Genomic DNA, 18,810 nt, shown 5'->3' on the forward strand with positions numbered 1-18,810 from the left:
ACCACCGGAATCCTTCATGCCGAATCTGCCGCCGGTCACCCGCTACCTGCTGATCGCCAACGTGCTGGTGTTCGCCTTGCAGCAGCTGTTGCCGGATGCGAGTTCGCTGGCCCTCGTCGCCCATTTCGCCCTGTGGCCGCTGGGACCCTCGCCGTACTCCAACGTCGCCGGCTTCGAGCCGTGGCAGGTGGTCACCTATGCGTTCATGCACGGCGGCTATACCCACATCCTGTTCAACATGTTTGCGCTGTACATGTTCGGCGGGGTGATCGAGCGCACCTTCGGCGCACGCAACTACACGATCTACTACTTCGTCTGCGCGATCGTGGCGGCGGTGGCGCAGCTGTTCGTGGTGAAGTATTTCACCCACGGCTTCTATCCCACCATCGGCGCCTCGGGCGCGATCTTCGGCCTGCTGCTGGCGTTCGGCATGTTCTACCCGCACGAGAAGATGTTCCTGATCTTCCTGCCGATCCCGATGCCGGCGTGGCTGTTCGTGATCGGCTACGCGGCGGTGGAGCTTGTGCTGGGCGTCACCGGCACCGAGGCCGGCGTGGCGCATTTCGCGCATCTCGGGGGCATGGTCGGCGGCTATGTCATGATCCAGTACTGGCGCGGGCGGCTGCCGCTGAAACCGAAGTACCGCCTGCTGCGCTGACCTCTCCTCTCACTCGGTAACTCCATGAGCCACGACCTGCAGCGCCGCCTCACGCCGCGCCACATCACCTTCATGGCGCTGGGCATGTGCATCGGCGCCGGGCTGTTCCTCGGCTCGGCCAGCACGATCAGGCTGGCCGGCCCCTCGGTACTGTTCGCCTACGTGTTTGGCGGCGCGATGATCTTCATCATCATGCGTGCGCTGGGCGAGATGGCCGCGCACGAGCCGATCGCCGGCTCGTTCGGCGCCTATGCGCATAAGTACCTCGGACCGTTCGCCGGCTACCTTACCGGCTGGAACTACTGGATCCTGATGATGGGCGTGGGCATCGCCGAGAGCACGGCGGTGGGCATCTACATGAAGGCGTGGTTCCCCGGTTCGCCGCAGTGGATATGGGCCTTCGCCAGCGTGGCGATGATCGGCGGCCTGAATCTGCTTGCGGTGAAGGTGTACGGCGAGCTGGAGTTCTGGTTCTCGCTGATCAAGGTGCTCACCGTAATCCTGATGATCGCCGGCGGCTTCGCGATGATCTGGCTGGGCTGGGGCAATGGCGGCACGCCGGTGGGCCTGTCCAACCTGTGGACGCACGGCGGCTGGTTCCCGCACGGCGTCACCGGCATGGTGCTGGCGCTGCCGGTGCTGGTGTTCTCCTTTGGCGGCATCGAGACCATCGGCATGGCGGCGGCCGAGGCCGCGCAGCCGGAGCGCACCATCCCGCGCGCGGTGAACTCGGTGATCTGGCGCATCCTGATCTTCTACATCGGGTCGCTGTTCGTGATCATGGCGATCTATCCGTGGGACGCGATGGACGCCAATAGCAGCCCGTTCGTCACTACTTTCGCGCGGCTGGGCATTCCCAGCGCGGCGGGGCTGATCAACTTCGTGGTGATCACCGCGGCGCTGTCCAGCTTCAATTCCACCACTTTCAGCGGCAGCCGCATGTTGCACAGCCTCGCCGCCAAGGGCCAGGCGCCGGTGGCGATGGGCCGCACCAGCGCGCACGGCGTGCCGGTGCGCGGCGTGCTGGTGACCATGGCTTTCCTGCTGCTCGGCGTGTTGCTGAACTACCTGATTCCGGAAAGCATCTTCCGCAAGATCATGTCCATCCTCGCGTTCAACACGGTGTGGACCTGGGGCATGGTGCTGGTGGCGCACTGGAGCTTCCGCCGCCGGCAGGCACAGCTGCTCAAGTTCCGCCTGCGCGCGTGGCCGCTGTCCAGCGTGCTCTGCCTGGGCTTCCTCGCCTTCGTGTGGGTGATGCTGGGCTACAGTCCCGATACCCGTGTGGCGCTGTACGTGGGCGTGGCGTGGATCGCGCTGCTCACCGTGGCCTACTACGCGTTCGGTATCGAGCGGCGCATGCGGCAGGCGGTCGCGCAGCAGGCCTGAGTCCCGCGGCTCGCCGTCGCCTTCCCCATGACGCGCCTGGGCGCGGGCCTGCGTCTTGGCCGTGCGTCCGATGTTTTCTTGCAGGAGGTCCGCCATGAAATCCCGTGCCGCCGTCGCCTTCGCCCCAGGCCAGCCGCTGCAGGTCGTCGAGATCGACGTGGCTCCGCCGAAGCGGGGCGAAGTGCTGGTGAAGATCAGCCACACCGGTGTCTGCCACACCGATGCGTTTACGCTGTCCGGCGACGATCCGGAGGGCCTGTTTCCCTGCGTGCTGGGTCACGAGGGCGCGGGCGTGGTGGTCGAGGTGGGCGAGGGCGTCGTGTCGGTGAAGCCGGGCGACCACGTGATTCCGCTGTACACCGCCGAGTGCGGTGAGTGCCTGTTCTGCAAGAGCGGCAAGACCAACCTGTGCGTGGCCGTGCGCGCCACCCAGGGCAAGGGCGTGATGCCGGACGGCACCAGCCGCTTCTCATACAACGGCCAGCCGCTCTACCACTACATGGGCTGTTCCACCTTCAGCGAATACACCGTGGTCGCGGAAGTGTCGCTGGCGAAGATCAACCCGCAAGCGCACCACGAGCAGGTCTGCCTGCTGGGCTGCGGCGTCACCACCGGCATCGGCGCGGTGCACAACACGGCGAGGGTGCAGCAAGGCGACAGCGTGGCGGTGTTCGGCCTGGGCGGCATCGGCCTGGCGGTAGTGCAGGGCGCGCGCCAGGCGAAGGCGGGCCGCATCATCGCGGTCGACACCAACCCGGCCAAGTTCGAGCTGGCGCGCTCGATGGGCGCCACCGAATGCGTGAATCCGCAGGACCACGACAAGCCGATCCAGCAGGTGATCGTGGAGATGACCGGCTGGGGCGTGGACCACAGCTTCGAGTGCATCGGCAATGTCCACGTGATGCGCGCGGCGCTGGAATGCGCGCACCGCGGCTGGGGCCAGTCGGTGATCATCGGCGTGGCCGGCGCGGGCCAGGAAATCTCCACCCGGCCATTCCAGCTGGTCACCGGCCGCAAGTGGATGGGCACCGCGTTCGGCGGGGTGAAGGGCCGCAGCCAGCTGCCCGGCATGGTCGAGCAGGCGATGCGCGGCGAGATCGAACTGGCGCCGTTCGTCACCCACACCATGGGGCTGGACCGGATCAACGAGGCCTTCGAGCTGATGCACGAGGGCAAGTCGATCCGTTCGGTGATCCACTACTGAGGCCCACGATGGAACGCCTCGAACACCGCGCCTGCTTCGGTGGCTGGCAGGACGTGTACCGGCACGACTCGGCTGCGCTGGATTGTGCGATGAATTTCGCCGTCTTCCTGCCACCACAGGCGGAGAAGGAACGGCTGCCGGTGCTGTACTGGCTGTCCGGCCTCACCTGCAACGAGCAGAACTTCATCGCCAAGGCGGGTGCGCAGCGCTATGCGGCCGAGCACGGCGTGATCGTGGTGGCGCCGGACACCAGCCCGCGCGGCGCGGGCGTGGCGGACGATCCGGCCTACGACCTGGGCCAGGGCGCGGGCTTCTACCTCGACGCCACCGAACCGCCCTGGGCCGCGCACTACCGCATGCACGACTACGTGGCGACGGAGTTGCCCGCGCTGGTCGAAGCCTCGTTTCCGGCCAATGGTGTGCGCGGCGTCAGCGGGCACTCGATGGGCGGCCACGGCGCGTTGGTCGTTGCACTGCGCAACCCCGGACGCTACCGCAGCGTGTCGGCGTTCGCGCCCATTGCCGCGCCGGCGCGGGTGCCCTGGGGCGAAAAGGCGTTCAGCGCCTACCTGGGGCCGGACCGCGCGGCCTGGGCGCGCTACGACGCCACCGAGCTGCTGAAGACGGCGACCGGGCGACTGCCGCTGCTGGTGGACCAGGGCGAGGCCGACGAATTCCTCACCACCCAGCTCAAGCCCGAGCTGCTGCGCGAAGCCTGCGCGAAGGCGAACCATCCGCTGACCCTGCGCCTGCACCCGGGTTACGACCACAGCTACTACTTCGTGGCCAGCTTCATCGGCGAGCACATCGCCTGGCATGCGCGGGCGATGAAGGCGCGACATTGAGCCCATCTCTCCCAAAGTGGGAGAGGAGAGTGATTCGGGGTCTTCTCTCGCAAGCTCGGAGTGATTGGCGCGGCTTCAGGCCGGCGTCGCCAGCGCGAAGTCCACCGCGGCTGCGGCGTGCAGCGCGGCGGTGTCGAACACCGGTATCGGGCAGTCGGCCTGGGTGAGCAGCAGGCCGATCTCGGTGCAACCGAAGATCACGCCCTGAGCTCCGCCGCGCACACCCTCGGCGATGAAGCGCTTGAGGCGGCGGCGCGAAACCGGATCGATCACGCCCGCGCAGAGTTCCTCATAGATCACCCGATGGATTTCCGCCCGCTGGGCGGGCGGAGGCACCAGGCAGTGCACGGCATAGGCGCTCTCCAGCCGGCCGCGGTAGAACGGTTGCTCCATGGTGAAGGCGGTGCCCAGCAGCAGCACGCGCTCCAGGCCGGCCTTGCGGATGGCGTGGCCAGTGGCGTCGGCGATGTGCAGGAAGGGCAGGGACGTGGCGTCCGCGACCGTCTCGGCCACGATGTGCATGGTGTTGGTCGCCAGCACGATGCATTCGGCGCCGCCGGCCTCCAGCCGCCGGGCGGCGTCGGCCAGCAAGGCGCCGGCGCCAGCCCAGTCGCCGCGACGCTGCAAGTCCTCGACCACGGCGAAGTCCAGGCTGTCCAGCAGCAGCCGGGCCGAATGCAGCGGCCCCAACCTGTCGCGCACACCCTGATTGATCAGACGATAGTAGATGAGCGTCGACTCCCAGCTCATGCCGCCGATCACACCTATCGTGTGCATGGCACCTCACCCCGTTTCACGTTCGACGGCGGCCAGTATGCCGCTATCCAGGAGTCTGGGCGGCAGAAGCCGCCCAGACTCCTAGCCCTCGCCCGCTTGCGGAGAGGGGAGTAAAGCCAAGCGTCAGCGCAGCGCCAGAAAATCCGCGCTGACCACGAAGCGCACCGCGTCCAGGCGCAGCCGCGACTGCGGCAGGGCGGCGAGCAGGGCGTCGCGCTCGGCGGTCACGGTGGCGATTTCCGCGGCGCTGATCGACGGGTTCACCGCGCGCAGCGCCGCCAGGCGCGACAGCTCGGCGTCCAGCGCGGCGCCCGCCTCGGCCATGGCGGTGTCGATCATCGCCTGCCCGCGGGTGCGCGCCGCCAGCTCGGCTTTCTCCAGCATCGGCGGCACCAGCTTGGCGAGGAACTTGCGATAGCGCGGCACCTCGATGTTGCGGTCGGCGGCCTTGCGCAATGCGGCCTCGCTGGGCTCGAAGTCGGCGCGCTCGGCGAGCCGGGTGTCGATGGTGACGGTGATCGGCAGCGCGGGCAGGAAGCGCTCGGCATCCAGCCGGCGGTCAGCCACGCACTCCAGCACGAACACCGCCTGCAGCAGCGCGCTGCGCGGCGGCAGCGCGTCGTCCACCATGAAGGCGGCATTGCCCTGTTCGCCGGAGAGCGCGAGGTCGAGCGCGCCGGCGATCATCGGGTGGTCGAGCCTGAGCAGCGGCAGTTCCTCGCGCGCCAGCGCCACCGCGCGGCTGAAGGTGGCCGACTGCGGCCCCTCGGCGAAGCCGGGCAGGGCGTCGGTGGAGAGGTATTGCGGGTCGAGCAGCAGTACCTTGCCGCCCAGTTCCTCGGCGTGGATGCCGTAGGCTTCCAGCAGGCGTTGCACGAAGGCGTCGCGGGCCGGGTCCTCGTCCTCGCGCCGGAAGGCCTGGCCCAGCGCCTCGGCGTGCGGGTCGCGGCTGGCGGCCAGTTCCAGCAAATGGTCGCGGCCCTCGCGGATCAGTTCGGCCATCTGCTCGTGGGCGGCGCGCGTCTCGGCGAGCAGCACATCCAGCTCCTGGTCACGGCCGTCGTCGCCGCGCGCGTGCTGGTCGGCCAGTTGCGCCAGCGCTTCGCCGTAGCGGCGCAGCAGCTCGCGGCCGTCGGCCGGGCTGCGGCGGAAGGCATCCACGCCCTCGTCGTACCAGCGCGCCAGCACATGCTGGGCGCTGTCGGCCACGGCCAGGATGTGGATGCTGATGTCGTGGGCCTGGCCGATGCGGTCGAGGCGGCCGATGCGCTGCTCCAGCAGGTCAGGGTCCAGCGGCAGGTCCCACAGCACCAGCCGGTGCGCGAACTGGAAGTTGCGGCCTTCCGAACCGATTTCCGAGCACAGCAAGAGGCGCGCCCCGTCCGGCTGGGCGAAGTAGGCCGCATTGCGGTCGCGCTGCACGATGCCCAGCCCCTCGTGGAAGCGTGCGATGCCGGCGCCGGTGCGTGTGCGCAGTGCTTCCTCCAGCGCCAGTACCTTGGCCTGGCTGCGGCAGATCAGCAGGAACTTGTCCTGCGGATGGGCGTCGAGCAAGGCCACCAGCGCGGCCAGGCGCGGATCGTTCGCATAGTCGTGTTCCAGCACCGGCGACGGTTGCTGGATGTCGGCGTGGAATTCGGCGAGCAGAGCCTGGCGCGTGGCGTCATCGAGGCCGGCGGCATCCAGCACATGCCACTGCGGCATGCGCTGCGGGAAGCCGCCGATGCCGGCACGACGGTTGCGGAACATCGCGCGGCCGGTGCCGTGGCGGTCGATCAGCGCGGCGAGGATCTCGCGCGCGTGCTCGGGCCGGGTGGTGTCGCCGAGGCGCGCCTCCAGTGCCGCGTCGCCGGCGAGGGCCGTGCGCAGCATGGCGAGTTCAGCGGGGTCCAGCGCCTCGCCATCCAGCAGCTTGTCGGCGATCCGCGACAGCGGCTGGAACCGCTCCGCCTCGGCGAGGTAGATGTCGAGGTCGTGGTAGCGCTGCGGGTCGAGCAGGCGCAGGCGGGCGAAGTGGCCGCTGCGGCCCAGCTGTTCGGGCGTGGCGGTGAGCAGGATCACGCCGGGCGTCTTCGCGGCCAGCTGCTCCACCAGCGTGTAGCGCGGGCTGGCGTCCTGCGGCGTCCAGGCGAGGTGGTGCGCCTCGTCCACCACCAGCAGGTCCCAGGGTGCGTCCAGCAACTGCTGCGCGCGCTTCGGATTCGCCTCGAGGAAGGCGAAGTCGGCGATCACCAGCTGTTCGTCCTCGAACGGGTTGCCCGCGTTGGCGCCGGCGCCTTCGTCTGGCGGTGTCAGCGCCTCGCAGCGCTCTTCGTCGTAGATCGCGAAGCTGAGATTGAAGCGGCGCAGCAATTCCACGAACCACTGGTAGACCAGGGTGTCGGGCAACAGCAGCAGCACGCGCGAGGCGCGGCCGGTGGCGAGCTGGCGCGCCACGATCATGCCCGCCTCGATGGTCTTGCCCAGGCCCACCTCGTCGGCCAGCAGCACCCGCGGCGGCCGGCGCGCGGCGGCGATGCCGGCCACGCGCAACTGGTGCGGCACCAGGCCCACGCGTGCGGCGCCCAGGCCCCAGGTGGGCGAGCGGCGCGCCTCGGCGCGGCGGCGCAGGCCTTCGAGGCGCAGCTCGAACTGGCTCACCGGGTCGGTACGCCCACCGATCAGGCGGTCGTCGGCCTGGCTCACGCTCTGCTCGTCGTCGAGCTGGCCCTCGTGCAGCTCGCGGCCCTCGCCGCGGTAGATCAGCAGGTCTTCCTTGATCTCCACCCGTTCGACCAGGAACGCGATGCCCTTGCCCGCCACGCGCTGGCCGGCGCGGAACTCGGCGCGCACCAGCGGCGCGGAATCGGCCGCGTAGGGCCGCAGCACGCCGGCCTTGGCGAACAGTACCTGCACGCCGCGTCCTTCGACGCGCAGCACGGTGCCGAGGCCGAGCTCGGGCTCGGCGGTGGAGATCCAGCGTTGACCAGGTACGAACATTGCGCAGCCGCTTGGGTTCAAGGGCCGCCAATTATCCGCGTTGCGGGCGTCAATGCACAGCGAAGGATGCTTGTGCGCCCGGGGCCAGGGGCCCCGTGGCATGTGATCCGCGTCACCGGCGCCCCGCACCCGTTCCCCGCTTGTCGGCCAAATCCTTCCGTTGATCGACTGGCCGGTGGCGATGGCGATGGCGACGAGTAGATTGCGCGATGCATGCAAAGGGGGAGGTCCATGCGCGTTTCCTTGCCACCGCGAAGTGTTCCGGCTGCCGGTGCGCCGCATCGTGCACGCGGCTTTACCCTGGTCGAGCTGATGGTCACGGTCGCCGTGGCGGCGGTCCTGCTGATGATCGCCGTGCCGAGCTTCCGCAACATCATGAACTCCAACCGGCTTACCACGGCGGCGAACACCATGGTGGGCGCGCTCAACACCGCCCGGATGGAGGCAATCAAGCGCAATGCCTCTACCCAGTTCTGCAGCGGCTCGACCGGCAGCGACACCAGCGACACGCTGGGCTCGGCCTGCAGTGCACAGGGCAGCGGCGCGGTAGTCGTGCAGACCAGCGCCACCACCACCACACCGGTGCTCGCTGCCACGCAGGGCCTCGCAATGCCGGTCCAGTTGAGTGGAGGCATCACTGCAATCCGTTTCAACGCGCAGGGTATGGGCTATCAGGCTGGCACCACCAGCTTCACTGGCGCGCCCTACAACAGCACGGTCGCGACGCTGTGCATTGCCGGCATGAGCGGCAACAACCGTCTCACCATCAGCATGACTACCGGCACCATTATCACCACCACACCCAGTGCAGGGAGCTGCCCATGACCCAGCATCGACGACTTGGCGGGCTCGTGTGGCCCTGCAGCCAGCGCCGAAGAGCGGTCCTGGCCAACGAGGCTGGCGTGGGCTTGATCGAGGTGCTGGTGGCCGTGCTGGTACTGTCCATCGGCTTCATCGGCATTGCTGCGATGCAGGCGCGCTCGCTGTCCACCAACAACAGCGCTTACGCGCGCAGCATGGCCACGGTGGCGAGCTATTCGATCCTGGACGCGATGCGCGCCGATCGTGCCAACGCCGTTAGCGGCGCCTACAACACCGCAGCTCCGATTGCCGCGAATGCCTGCCCAGCGACGGGAGCCACTCTGGCCGCCGCCCAGATCAATCAGTGGTGCAGCACGGACCTCTCGCTATTGGGGGCCAGCGCCAGCACCACCGGCAATATCACTTGCACCGCCGCCGCCGGCACCACCACGGCCTACTGCACGGTCACCATCCAGTTCGACGACAGCCGCGCCGGCTCGGGCGGCAGCACGACGCAGACCATCGCCACCCAGGCCATGTTATGAGCGAGCAACCGATGATCCGTGGCCGATACCGCCGTCGCGCCGAGTACGGTGTACGTCACGCGCACGGCTTCACCCTGATTGAGCTGATGGTGGCGATGCTGCTGGGCCTGATTGTGATCGGCGGCGTTACCAGCGTATTCCTTGCCGGACAGCAGACCTACCGCACCAACGAGGCACTAGGCGACGTGGGCAGCGGTTCGCGCATCGCGTTCGAGCTGCTGGCACGCGATATCCGCGACGCTGGCTTGGCTGGTTGCGACAACAGTAGCGGTCGCATCGCCAATGTACTCAACACCACCACCCTCTGGTATACCGACTGGAATGATGCGCTGGTCGGCTACGACGACGCCAGCACGGATCCTGCGTTGACCGGTCTCACCACTGGCGTGCCAGTGCCAGGCACCAGTTCGGTCCACGTGCTCAGCACGGCCTCCACCGACGTGGCTGTGACATGGAGCGCAAGCAGCGGAGGCGGCTCTCCCGCCAACCTCAAGATCAGTGCGCCGACCACGCAACTGTCCACCGGCCAGATCATCATGGTGTGCGATTACGACCACGCCACGATCATGCAGATCACCGGGTATTCCGGCAACCAGGTGGTCGTGCACAACGCCAATAGCAGCGGCACTAATCCTTCTCCCGGCAACTGCACGAAGGGTGTGGGTTATCCACCCCTCTGCACGCAGAACGGCACTACATACAGTTTTGCCAACAATGGGCGCATAGCCGTGCTTACAGCCGTCGACTGGTACATCGGCACCAATCCAGTCGGAACCAAGTCGCTGTACCGTCTGAGCGTGGCCTACAGTGCCAATGGGGCAGCGCCCGGCACGCCGCAAGAGATGGTGCGCAACGTCACCAACATGCAGATCAGTTATCTGCAACCAACGGCAAGCGGCCCCGGCACCGCTTTCGGCAACGCTGCCAGTGTGACCAACTGGGCCACCGTCGATGCCGCACAGATCCAGCTCACCGTGCTGAGTTCCAATCCGCGTGCCAGCGTCAACAACGGTGCTGCACTCAAGCGGATCTTTACGTCCACCACCACTGTGCGCAATCGGGTGCAATGAGATGAACGCGTCGACTGTTACCCCCCGCCTCCGGATTAGTTCCTTGCCGCGTGGCACCCACGCACAGCGCGGCATCGCGCTGGTGGTGGCGCTGATCCTGCTGGTGCTGATCACCTTGGTGGGACTGGCAGCGATGCGCGGCACCATCATCCAGCAGAAAATGTCGTCCAACCTGTATGACCGCGAGGTTGCGTTCCAGAGTGCCGAAGCGGCGATACGCGCGGCCACTGCGCGCTTGGCAACCACGCCATCGGATATCTGGCACAACTGCCAGGCGGGTGGCGTCACCTGCCTGCCCAATCCCTTTAACGACCCGACTCTGCCCGCCACCGCCATCCATACCGTGGCCACCGGTACCGCAGCGGGCGCCTACAACCCTAGCGCAGCGGCTTCCGGATCGCCGCAGTACGTGGTGGAGAACATGGGCAACTGGGTGGATCAGAACACCAATACCGGTTTCGGCAGTACCGCCAACGTGCGCAACTACGGTGTGCAGGGCGGTTCGGGTACTGCGGTGTACTACCGCATCACTGCGCGCAGCGGCAACCCCGCCTCTGTAGGCGATCGCGCGGTGGTGACCGTGCAGGCCGTCATCAAGCAAGGCTGACCTGCAGCCAAATCGCCATAGGCAGGCCAGACGCACGGTGCGGCCTGTTGCAATCCTCCAAAGTGGGAACGCCATGAAAACGACACCGCCACCGCGTCACTGTCATGCCAGCACCTTCGGCCGGCTGCTGGGCGCTATGTTCGGCGTCTGGCTGCTGGGCGCTGTCTACACGCCAGCCGTGGCGGCCATCGGCGCCGTGACAGTGGACCAGCAACCGCTGACCCTGCAACCACCGATTCCGCCGAACGTCATGCTGATGCTGGACGACTCGGGATCAATGGCCTGGGACTACATGCCGGACGCGTGCTATCTGAATGGCGTGACGTGCACGGGCACCAGCAACGGAACCACGTCCAGCGGCAATGGCACCGACAAGGTAACTGCGGTCGTCAACAGCGCCATGATCGATGCCAGCAACAACGGCCTGTATTACAACCCGGCAGTGACATATTCGCCACCGCCGACAGCCAATGGTGGAACGTATCAAAGCTACAGCGACATCACCAATGTTCCGCAGAGTGGGTTCATTGCATCCAGTGCAATAAGGAATCTGACGACGTATTCGAGCAGCGATGTCAGGGGTGAGGCATACAACCAGTCCTACCGGATCAATTATTCGACCAACAACCAGCAGAATGTAACGGCAACCTTCAATCAGGCCGTGACCAGCCAGGGGAGCGGGTACTGGACAACCTACGCCGATGCGGTTTGCCAGAACGATTTCAATCAATACAACGGCATCGGGACCGGTCCGCAATTTACCGGAAAGACGCATGACAATCAGGGTGACTGGCTTACCGGAACTTGCGTATTCACTTACACGAATGCCGTAACTTACTACTATTTCCAGTACGCGACCGGGCCGGCCGCCGGGTCGTATACGGTCCATTACGTGGCGCCGGCGAGCCAGGGCTGCGGCACGCAGGGCAATTGCGTGCTGGATACGGACACGAGCGGCGCGGCTGCGCCCACGGGTATCGCCGCGGGGCAGAACATCGCCAACTGGTTTGCCTATTACCATACACGTATCCAGATGGCCAAGAGCGGCCTGATGACGGCGTTCTCCACGGTCAAGAAGACATTTCGCGTCGGTTTCGGCTCGATCGATGGCGGTGCCAACTCGGATGCCAACAATCTGCCGGCATCTGCCTCGTCCGTGTACACGTATAACGACACCTACAACGGCGTGACCAATACCGTCGCCAACGTGCAGCCCTTTGGTGACGGTTCTGTCAGCACTGACCAAAAGAATCGATTCTGGACGTGGGCGGCGGCCTTGTCACCGAGTGGTGGTACGCCGTTACGTGCGGCACTGGATGCCATCGGCCAATACTATGAAACGTCCCAGCCCTGGACGACGATGTCCTCCGACCCATCCTCGGTGTCTTCGAGCACGTATATAGCTTGCCGGCAGTCCTACACCATTCTGACCACGGACGGTTTCTGGAACGGCAATTACACCTCGACAACCACGACAGGTGCCAGCGATACCTCTGGACCTTCGGTGTCAGGGCCGAACGGGGAAAGTTACACCTACAACGCGGCGGCCCCTTATTCGGGAGGGGATACTGCCGATGGCAGTCCGTCCCTGGCCGACGTGGCGATGTACTACTGGAAAACCGACCTGCAGGCCGCAGGCAACAACAACATTGCCAACGAAGTGCCGACCAGCACGGCAGACCCTGCATTTTGGCAGCACATGACCACCTTCACCATGGGCCTGGGGTTCACGCCGACGGGGATATCCGGGTCGGCAACGAGCACCGGTACGCCGGCCATCACCGATACGCCGCCCACCATCAACGACATCTTCAACGCGGCCATCGGCAATGAAACGCTCAGCAGCGATTTCGGCTGGCCCACGCCGGCATCGAACTCGATCTACAACATTTCCGATCTGGCGCATGCGGGCGTGAATGGCCACGGCGGTTTCTATTCGGCGAGCAGTCCGCAAAGCTTTGCCAGTGGCCTTAGTGATGCCTTGAAGCGCGCCGACGAGCGTCAGGGCACCGGTGCGAGCCTGGCGGCTAATTCCACCCAGCTCACCAATGGCACAGTGGCTTACCAAGCGAAATATCATACCGCCGAGTGGTACGGCGAACTGCTGTCGCTGCCCATCGATTCCAGCACGGGCGCCATCGGTACGACGCTTAACTGGGCGGCGACAACCTACCTGACGGCCAGCACGGCCAGCAGCCGCAATATCGTGACCTATGTGCCACCCGCATCCAACAGCGGCACCGGAACTTTCGTGGCTTTCAAGGACAGTGACAGCACCACGCCGCCGGTCTTGTCAACTGCCGAGCTCAATGCGCTGGGCAGTACGGCCGCGGCCCAGGCAACGATGGTGAACTACCTGCGCGGCGACAATTCGCAGGAACAGAAGAACAAAGGCAGTTTCCGCAACCGCAATACCCCACTTGGCGACATCGTGGATTCGCAGCCGGTCTATTCCGGCGCACCCAATCCCAACGAGTTCGAGGGCCAGACCTTCACTGGCATCACCGCGACGACGTCGGCGGGCACGATCCCCGACAACTCGTTCCAGACATGGGCTGTGGGCTACACCGACAGCAGCGGTACGTTCCACACGAGTACCGTATCCCAGCGCGCGGCGCTGGTGTTCGTGGCCGCCAACGATGGCATGCTGCATGCATTCGATGCAGGTACCGGCGCGGAAAAATACGCTTACTTGCCCGGTGCGGTGATCACGGCTGGCCTGGCCAATCTGGCGAACACTGCCTACGGTTCGGACACCGTACCGCATCAGTACTACAACGACGGTGAGCTGACCATCGCAGATGCCTTCTTCAATTCGGCCTGGCATACCGTGCTCGTGGGTACCACCGGCCGTGGTCCAGCCGAGGCCGTGTACGCGCTGGATATCACCGACCCTACCAACATCACGCCGCTGTGGGAGCGTTCTGCTGGCGACGGTCAGACCAACAGCAACTACATCGGCCAGATGGTGGGCAAGCCGGTGATCGCCAAGGTGCAGGATGGCACTACCAACTCCGACTGGCAGGTGTTGATCGGCAACGGTTACAACAGTGCCAGCGGAACGGCGGCGCTGCTGGAGTTCAACCTCGCCACCGGTGCACTGTCGGTGCACACCACGACCAGCCGCATCAGCACGACCGGTAACGGCCTCGCCGCGCCGGTTGCTTGGATGGACGATGCCTCCACCGGCACCAGCACCGAGGCCTATGCCGGCGACCTGCAAGGGCAGGTGTGGAGCTTCCCGTTGGGACAGACCCAGACCAGCGGACACGGCTCGAGCTCCACGACCAGCTATGTGCCTGATCCGAACCCCTTGGGTGGCGTGAGCACGACCGGCACCCTTATCTTCTCGACGCCGGTCGATTCCAGCGGCAATCCGCAGCCAATCACGGCCGGCATGCTGGCCGGGCGCGACCCCACGACCGGCAACGTGTGGCTGTTCTTCGGCACCGGCCAATACCTGAGCAGCAACGATCTGGCCAACAAGCAGGTGGAAAGCTGGTACGGCGTGATTGCGCAGTCCGGCAGCCCGTCCGCCACGACGAGCAATGCGACGGTGAGCAATCTGGTGCAGCGCTATATCACCTACGAACAGGACGGCAGCCCCAATGTCACGCCTCCGACCCTGGGCGTGCGCACGGTGACAACACCGACCGACTCTGGTTATGCCGCCATCGGTAGCAAGCTCGGCTGGTACATGAACTTGGAGCAGCCCACCCTGGGCAGCAACGGCAATGTGACCGGCTATAACGCACAGGGAGAGCGGATGGTCACGCCCAACCAGTTCCAGGGCAACTTGCTGCTGGCCACCACACGCATCCCGGTGGTCACCGATGTCTGCAATCCCTCGGGCAGCGGCTGGGTGATGGCAGTCAACCCGTTCACCGGCACCAACCCAAGCGGCAGTTTCTTCGCGGGCAACGGTGGCGGCACGGTGACGCTGCCGAACGGCAAGGTCGTACCGGCGGCAGGCGTGGGCTACAGTTCGATGCCCAACAACCCGATCTTTGTGGGCGGAGATATGCTGATGAGCTTCGCTCCCGGCACCACGGCCTCTCTGCAGACCACGGGCTCGACCGGCGCCTTGACCCGCGTGTCCTGGCAGGAACTGGTGAATCCATGAACAACATCCCTTTGAACAGAGCCGACCGGATCGGTGGTGATTCGCTGGCAGGCTTCACGCTGCTGGAACTGACGGTCGTGGTGGCGATCATCGCGATCCTCGCGGCGATCGCCATACCGTCCTATTCGCGTTACGTGGTCAAGACCAATCGGGCGGCAGCCGAGGGCTGCCTTTCCGAATACTCGAATTACATGGAGCGCTACTACACCACCAATCTGCGCTACGACTCGGCTCCTGCCAGTTCAGGAACTGCGGCGAATACGCCGAATCCGATCACCACCAGTCCGCCGACCCTTACACTAGACTGTGCCACGACGGCGCAGACCGGCAGCAACTATCAGTACACCGTGCCGGCGGTTTCGGCGACTGCCTATACCGTGCAAGCAGCGCCAGTGGCTGGCAGCGCACAGGCAACGCGCGACACGCAATGCGCCAACTTGACACTGGACCAGACAGGCAGCCGCAACATCAGTGGCACGGGCACCGTAGCCCAGTGCTGGGGCGGCTGAGCCTCAGCTCTCCGCCCATTGCCGCAGCAGGTTGTGGTAGGTGCCGGTGAGCTGCAGCACGGCGTCGCGGTCGGCGCCGGTGGCAACGAGGCGCTGGATCGAGGCGTCGAGTTCGTACAGCAGGCGGCGGCGGCCGTCGTCGCGCACCAGGCTCTGCACCCAGAAGAACGCGGCCACGCGTGCGCCGCGGGTCACCGGCTGCACGCGGTGCAGGCTGCTGGACGGATAGATGATGGCGTCGCCGGCGGGCAGCTTCACCTCGTGTTCGCCGTAGGTGTCGCTGACGATCAGTTCGCCGCCGTCGTAATCGCCCGACTCGCTGAGGAAGAGGGTGCAGGAGATGTCGCTGCGCAGCTGCTCGCCGTTCGGCAGGGCCATCACCGAACCGTCGACGTGCATGCCGTATTCACCGCCGCCCTCGTAGCGGTTGAAGCGCGGCGGCAGCGTGCGCAGCGGCAGCGTGGCGGCGTGATAGAGCGGGTTTTTCGCCAGCGCGGCCAGCACCACGTCGCCGAGTTGCCGGCGTAGCGGCGAGGCGTCGGGCAGCTGCCGGTTGCGCTTCACCTGCGCGCCCTGCGCGCCCACGGTCTCGCGGCCGTCGGTCCAGTCGGCGGCGTCGAGCGCGGCACGCAGTTGCCGCAGTTGCTCGCGGTCGAGGATGTCGGGGATGTGCAGCAGCATGGTTGGCCTTGTACCGCGGTGGAGGCGCAGCTTGTGCGCGAATGCTTCGATGACTGTTCGATGCCAAGGGCAATCGTGCACAGGGTGCGCTCCTACGGAGGCCCTGCCGCTTGGCATCGTCAGAAGCGGAAGTTCGCCGTCAGCATGCCCGAACGCGGCGTGCCCGGGATGTAGCGGTAGCCGCTCTTGTTGATCGCCGCGGCGTAGCGCTTGTCGAACAGGTTGTAGAGGTTGAGCTGCAGGTCGAAATGCTTGCTGACCGGGTAGGTCGCCATGGCGTCGACCACCCAGTAGGCCTCGACGTATTGCGGCGTGCCGACGGCACCGTCGGCGCCGCGCTGCATTTCGCCGGAGTAGCGTGCGCCGCCACCGACGACGAGGCCGAACGGCAGGCGGTAGGTGGTCCAGCTGGTGAACGCGCGCTTGGGCGTGTAGGCCAGCACATTGCTGCCGTCGGCGGCGGGCGCCGATCCGCTGGTGGCGCCGCTGAGGGCGCCGTGGCTGGTGCTGGTGTGCATGCTGGTGAAGCCGGCATTGATCGCCCAGTTCCTGCTGATCTGGCCGATGGCGGTGAGCTCCACGCCCTGCACGCGCTTGTTGCCGACCTGGTACCACTGCAGCGTGGTGGGATCCTGTTCCAGCTCGTTGCTGACCGTGGTGCGGTAGAGCGCGGCGGTCAGCAGCAGGTGTTCGTCGAGCAGGTTCCACTTGGTGCCCATTTCGGCGGTGCGGGATTTCTGCGGGGCCAGCGCCGGGTTGTCCACGCTGTTTGCGGACGGGCTGAACGACAAGGTGGCGCCGCCCGGGGGCTGCGCAGCGGTGGCGAGGTTGGCGTAGATGCTGCCGTTCTCTGCCGGTTTGTAGATCACGGCGAGCTGCCAGCTGGGCAGGTTGCCGGACTTGCCGGCGTCAAGACCGGGCACGATGGCGCCGGTTGCCAGGTTGCCGCAGGCCGGCGCGTTCCTGCCGCCGCAGGCGACGGCGCTGCCGAAGTCGGTGCTGTAGTGGTCGATACGCGCGCCAGCATTGACCTGCCACTGTGCGTTGAACTTCAGCGTGTCGAACACATAGGCGCCAGCCGTGTCGGTCTTGCCGTGCGTCCAGCCGCCGTTGGGGCCGTAGGCCAGCGGGGTGGAGACGGCGGGATCCGGGTCGTACAGCGCGGCCGCGGGCCAGGTGCTGCCGTGCAGTGCGGCCAGCGTGACGGTATCCAGCTTCTCCCGGCTCAGCTCGATGCCGGTGCTCAGGTTGTGCGTGAGCGGGCCGGTCTGGAAGCTGGCGGTGAGGTTGAGCTGGTTGGTGAGGATGCGGTTGGTCTGGTCCTTGAAGTTCGGATTGCTGCGCGCCAGGGTCCAGGTGCGCGGATCGGCCGGGTCCGGCGTCAGCAGGTTGGCGGCGTTGCCCATGAACGAAGTGAGCAGGTAATCCTCGTGCGTGCGGCCCCAGCGCACGGTGTCGTGCAGCGCCAGGTCGGGCGTCAAGTCGTGCTGCAGGATCGCGGTGAACATGTCCTCGACGACGCGGTCGTGGTCCTGGTCGGTGCCGTAGAAGTTGCCCGGATCGACCATAGCCGCATGGCCGATGAAGGGGCGCGTCGGATCGGGCGACGAGTAGCCGGGCAGGCCGAGCGTGGGCACGCCGCCGTCGGGCACGTTGTCCTGCCTCACGTGCAGGTAGTCGAGATAGACGCGGGTCGGCGTGCCCAGCCCGAAGGCGAGCGAGGGCGCCACGCCCCAGCGCTTGTTCTTCACCTCGTCGCGGCCGGGCACGCCACTGTCCTGGCCGAGCACGTTGAGGCGGAAGGCGGCGTGCTCGGCGATCTGCCGGTTCCAGTCGGCGGTGGCGCGCTTCTGGTCGTCGCTGCCCCAGGACACCGAGCCGGAAACCCGGCTGCCGGATTGCGGCTGCTTGCTCACCATGTTGACCGCGCCGGAGGGTGCGGTGCGGCCGTATTCCGTGCTGTCCGGGCCTTTGGTCACCTCGACCTGCTCGATGTTGAACACGTCGCGCGAGATCGAACCGAGGTCGCGCACGCCGTCCACGAAGATGCTGCCGGAGGTGTCGAAGCCGCGCATGTAGATGGCGTCGCCGGTGCTGGTGGAGCCGTTCTCGCCCACGTAGAACGTGCCTACGCCGGGGGTGTTGCGCATTGCCTCGGTGAGCGTGGTGGCGCCCTGTTCGTGGATCAGCTCCTTGCTGATCACGACGATGGTCTGCGGCGTGTCGACCAGCGGCTGGGTGAACTTCGGCGAGGAGAGCTGATCGACCTTGTACGGCACCGCCGTGCCTTCCACGGTAACGGCCGGCAGCCGCCTGGCCGCAGCGACCTGGGCATCGGTGGCGGGCGTCGTGGCATCGGCGGTTGCCGCCATCGCCGGCAGCCCCAGCATGAGGCTGGTCGCCAGCGTGGCGGCAGTGAGCGCGGGGGCGGATGCGCGCCGCACCACCGGGTGCTTGCGGCTCTTGACGAAGTCCATCAGGAAAACTCCACGGCATGTCGGGAAGGGGAGGGCTGGGAGCCTGTGCGCGGCGACCGGCCGGATGCCCCGGGCGGGCGTCGGCGTTGTCGCGGCAGTCGGCGAACCTTGCGCATGGCAGGGCGCGGCGGGCCCTTGGCGAGCT

14 protein-coding genes are annotated in these 18,810 nt (G+C 66.4%); 10 read left to right on the plus strand and 4 right to left on the minus strand.

Annotation, left to right across the window (positions count from 1 at the left end; genetic code table 11):
- The first annotated feature begins 16 nt into the window (after window positions 1-16).
- From AC2EWF_RS02490 to fghA, 4 genes are all read left to right on the plus strand, one after another.
- Entirely contained in the window at window positions 17-658 is a 642-nt protein-coding gene (locus AC2EWF_RS02490) for a rhomboid family intramembrane serine protease (protein ID WP_483637772.1), read from the plus strand.
- Window positions 659-682: 24 nt separating this feature from the next.
- Window positions 683-2,047 (plus strand): amino acid permease, encoded by a 1,365-nt coding sequence (locus AC2EWF_RS02495; RefSeq protein ID WP_483637773.1) that lies wholly within the window; start codon window positions 683-685, stop codon window positions 2,045-2,047.
- 94 nt (window positions 2,048-2,141) lie between these two features.
- Window positions 2,142-3,251 (plus strand): S-(hydroxymethyl)glutathione dehydrogenase/class III alcohol dehydrogenase, encoded by a 1,110-nt coding sequence (locus tag AC2EWF_RS02500; RefSeq protein ID WP_483637774.1) that lies wholly within the window; start codon window positions 2,142-2,144, stop codon window positions 3,249-3,251.
- An 8-nt stretch (window positions 3,252-3,259) separates the two neighbouring features.
- Window positions 3,260-4,096: an S-formylglutathione hydrolase gene (gene fghA, locus AC2EWF_RS02505; RefSeq protein ID WP_483637775.1), complete on the plus strand. Its 837-nt coding sequence runs from the start codon at window positions 3,260-3,262 to the stop codon at window positions 4,094-4,096.
- A 75-nt stretch (window positions 4,097-4,171) separates the two neighbouring features.
- Here fghA and AC2EWF_RS02510 read toward each other — a convergent pair whose 3' ends face one another.
- Entirely contained in the window at window positions 4,172-4,873 is a 702-nt protein-coding gene (locus AC2EWF_RS02510) for an aspartate/glutamate racemase family protein (RefSeq protein ID WP_483637776.1), read from the minus strand.
- Window positions 4,874-4,996: 123 nt separating this feature from the next.
- Window positions 4,997-7,852, minus strand: a complete 2,856-nt coding sequence (rapA, locus tag AC2EWF_RS02515) for an RNA polymerase-associated protein RapA (RefSeq protein WP_483637777.1) — start codon at window positions 7,850-7,852, stop codon at window positions 4,997-4,999.
- Between the two features lie 231 nt (window positions 7,853-8,083).
- Between rapA and AC2EWF_RS02520 the strand changes: the two genes are divergently transcribed.
- The 6 genes from AC2EWF_RS02520 (at window position 8,084) to AC2EWF_RS02545 (ending at window position 15,507) form a co-directional block, all read left to right on the plus strand.
- Window positions 8,084-8,677 (plus strand): GspH/FimT family pseudopilin, encoded by a 594-nt coding sequence (locus tag AC2EWF_RS02520; protein ID WP_483637778.1) that lies wholly within the window; start codon window positions 8,084-8,086, stop codon window positions 8,675-8,677.
- Complete coding sequence (gene pilV, locus AC2EWF_RS02525) at window positions 8,674-9,198, plus strand: type IV pilus modification protein PilV (protein ID WP_483637779.1); 525 nt, start codon at window positions 8,674-8,676, stop codon at window positions 9,196-9,198. Before AC2EWF_RS02520 ends, pilV begins: the two co-directional genes overlap by 4 nt.
- A complete protein-coding gene (locus AC2EWF_RS02530) occupies window positions 9,195-10,268 on the plus strand; it encodes a PilW family protein (protein ID WP_483637780.1) in 1,074 nt (357 codons plus the stop codon). Before pilV ends, AC2EWF_RS02530 begins: the two co-directional genes overlap by 4 nt.
- A gap of 43 nt (window positions 10,269-10,311) precedes the next feature.
- Window positions 10,312-10,875 (plus strand): pilus assembly PilX family protein, encoded by a 564-nt coding sequence (locus AC2EWF_RS02535; protein ID WP_483637781.1) that lies wholly within the window; start codon window positions 10,312-10,314, stop codon window positions 10,873-10,875.
- 73 nt (window positions 10,876-10,948) lie between these two features.
- On the plus strand, window positions 10,949-14,998 hold the full coding sequence (locus AC2EWF_RS02540) for a pilus assembly protein (protein ID WP_483637782.1): 4,050 nt from the start codon (window positions 10,949-10,951) through the stop codon (window positions 14,996-14,998).
- Complete coding sequence (locus AC2EWF_RS02545; protein WP_483637783.1) at window positions 14,995-15,507, plus strand: type IV pilin protein; 513 nt, start codon at window positions 14,995-14,997, stop codon at window positions 15,505-15,507. The genes AC2EWF_RS02540 and AC2EWF_RS02545 overlap by 4 nt, the downstream gene beginning before the upstream one ends.
- Before the next feature lie 3 nt (window positions 15,508-15,510).
- On the opposite strand, the gene AC2EWF_RS02550 is transcribed toward AC2EWF_RS02545, so the two are convergent.
- A complete protein-coding gene (locus tag AC2EWF_RS02550) occupies window positions 15,511-16,188 on the minus strand; it encodes a Fe2+-dependent dioxygenase (RefSeq protein ID WP_483637784.1) in 678 nt (225 codons plus the stop codon).
- Window positions 16,189-16,307: 119 nt separating this feature from the next.
- A complete protein-coding gene (locus AC2EWF_RS02555; protein WP_483637785.1) occupies window positions 16,308-18,665 on the minus strand; it encodes a catecholate siderophore receptor Fiu in 2,358 nt (785 codons plus the stop codon).
- Window positions 18,666-18,810: the final 145 nt, after the last annotated feature.

The sequence above is a fragment of the Rhodanobacter sp. sgz306013 genome (genome assembly GCF_057031145.1).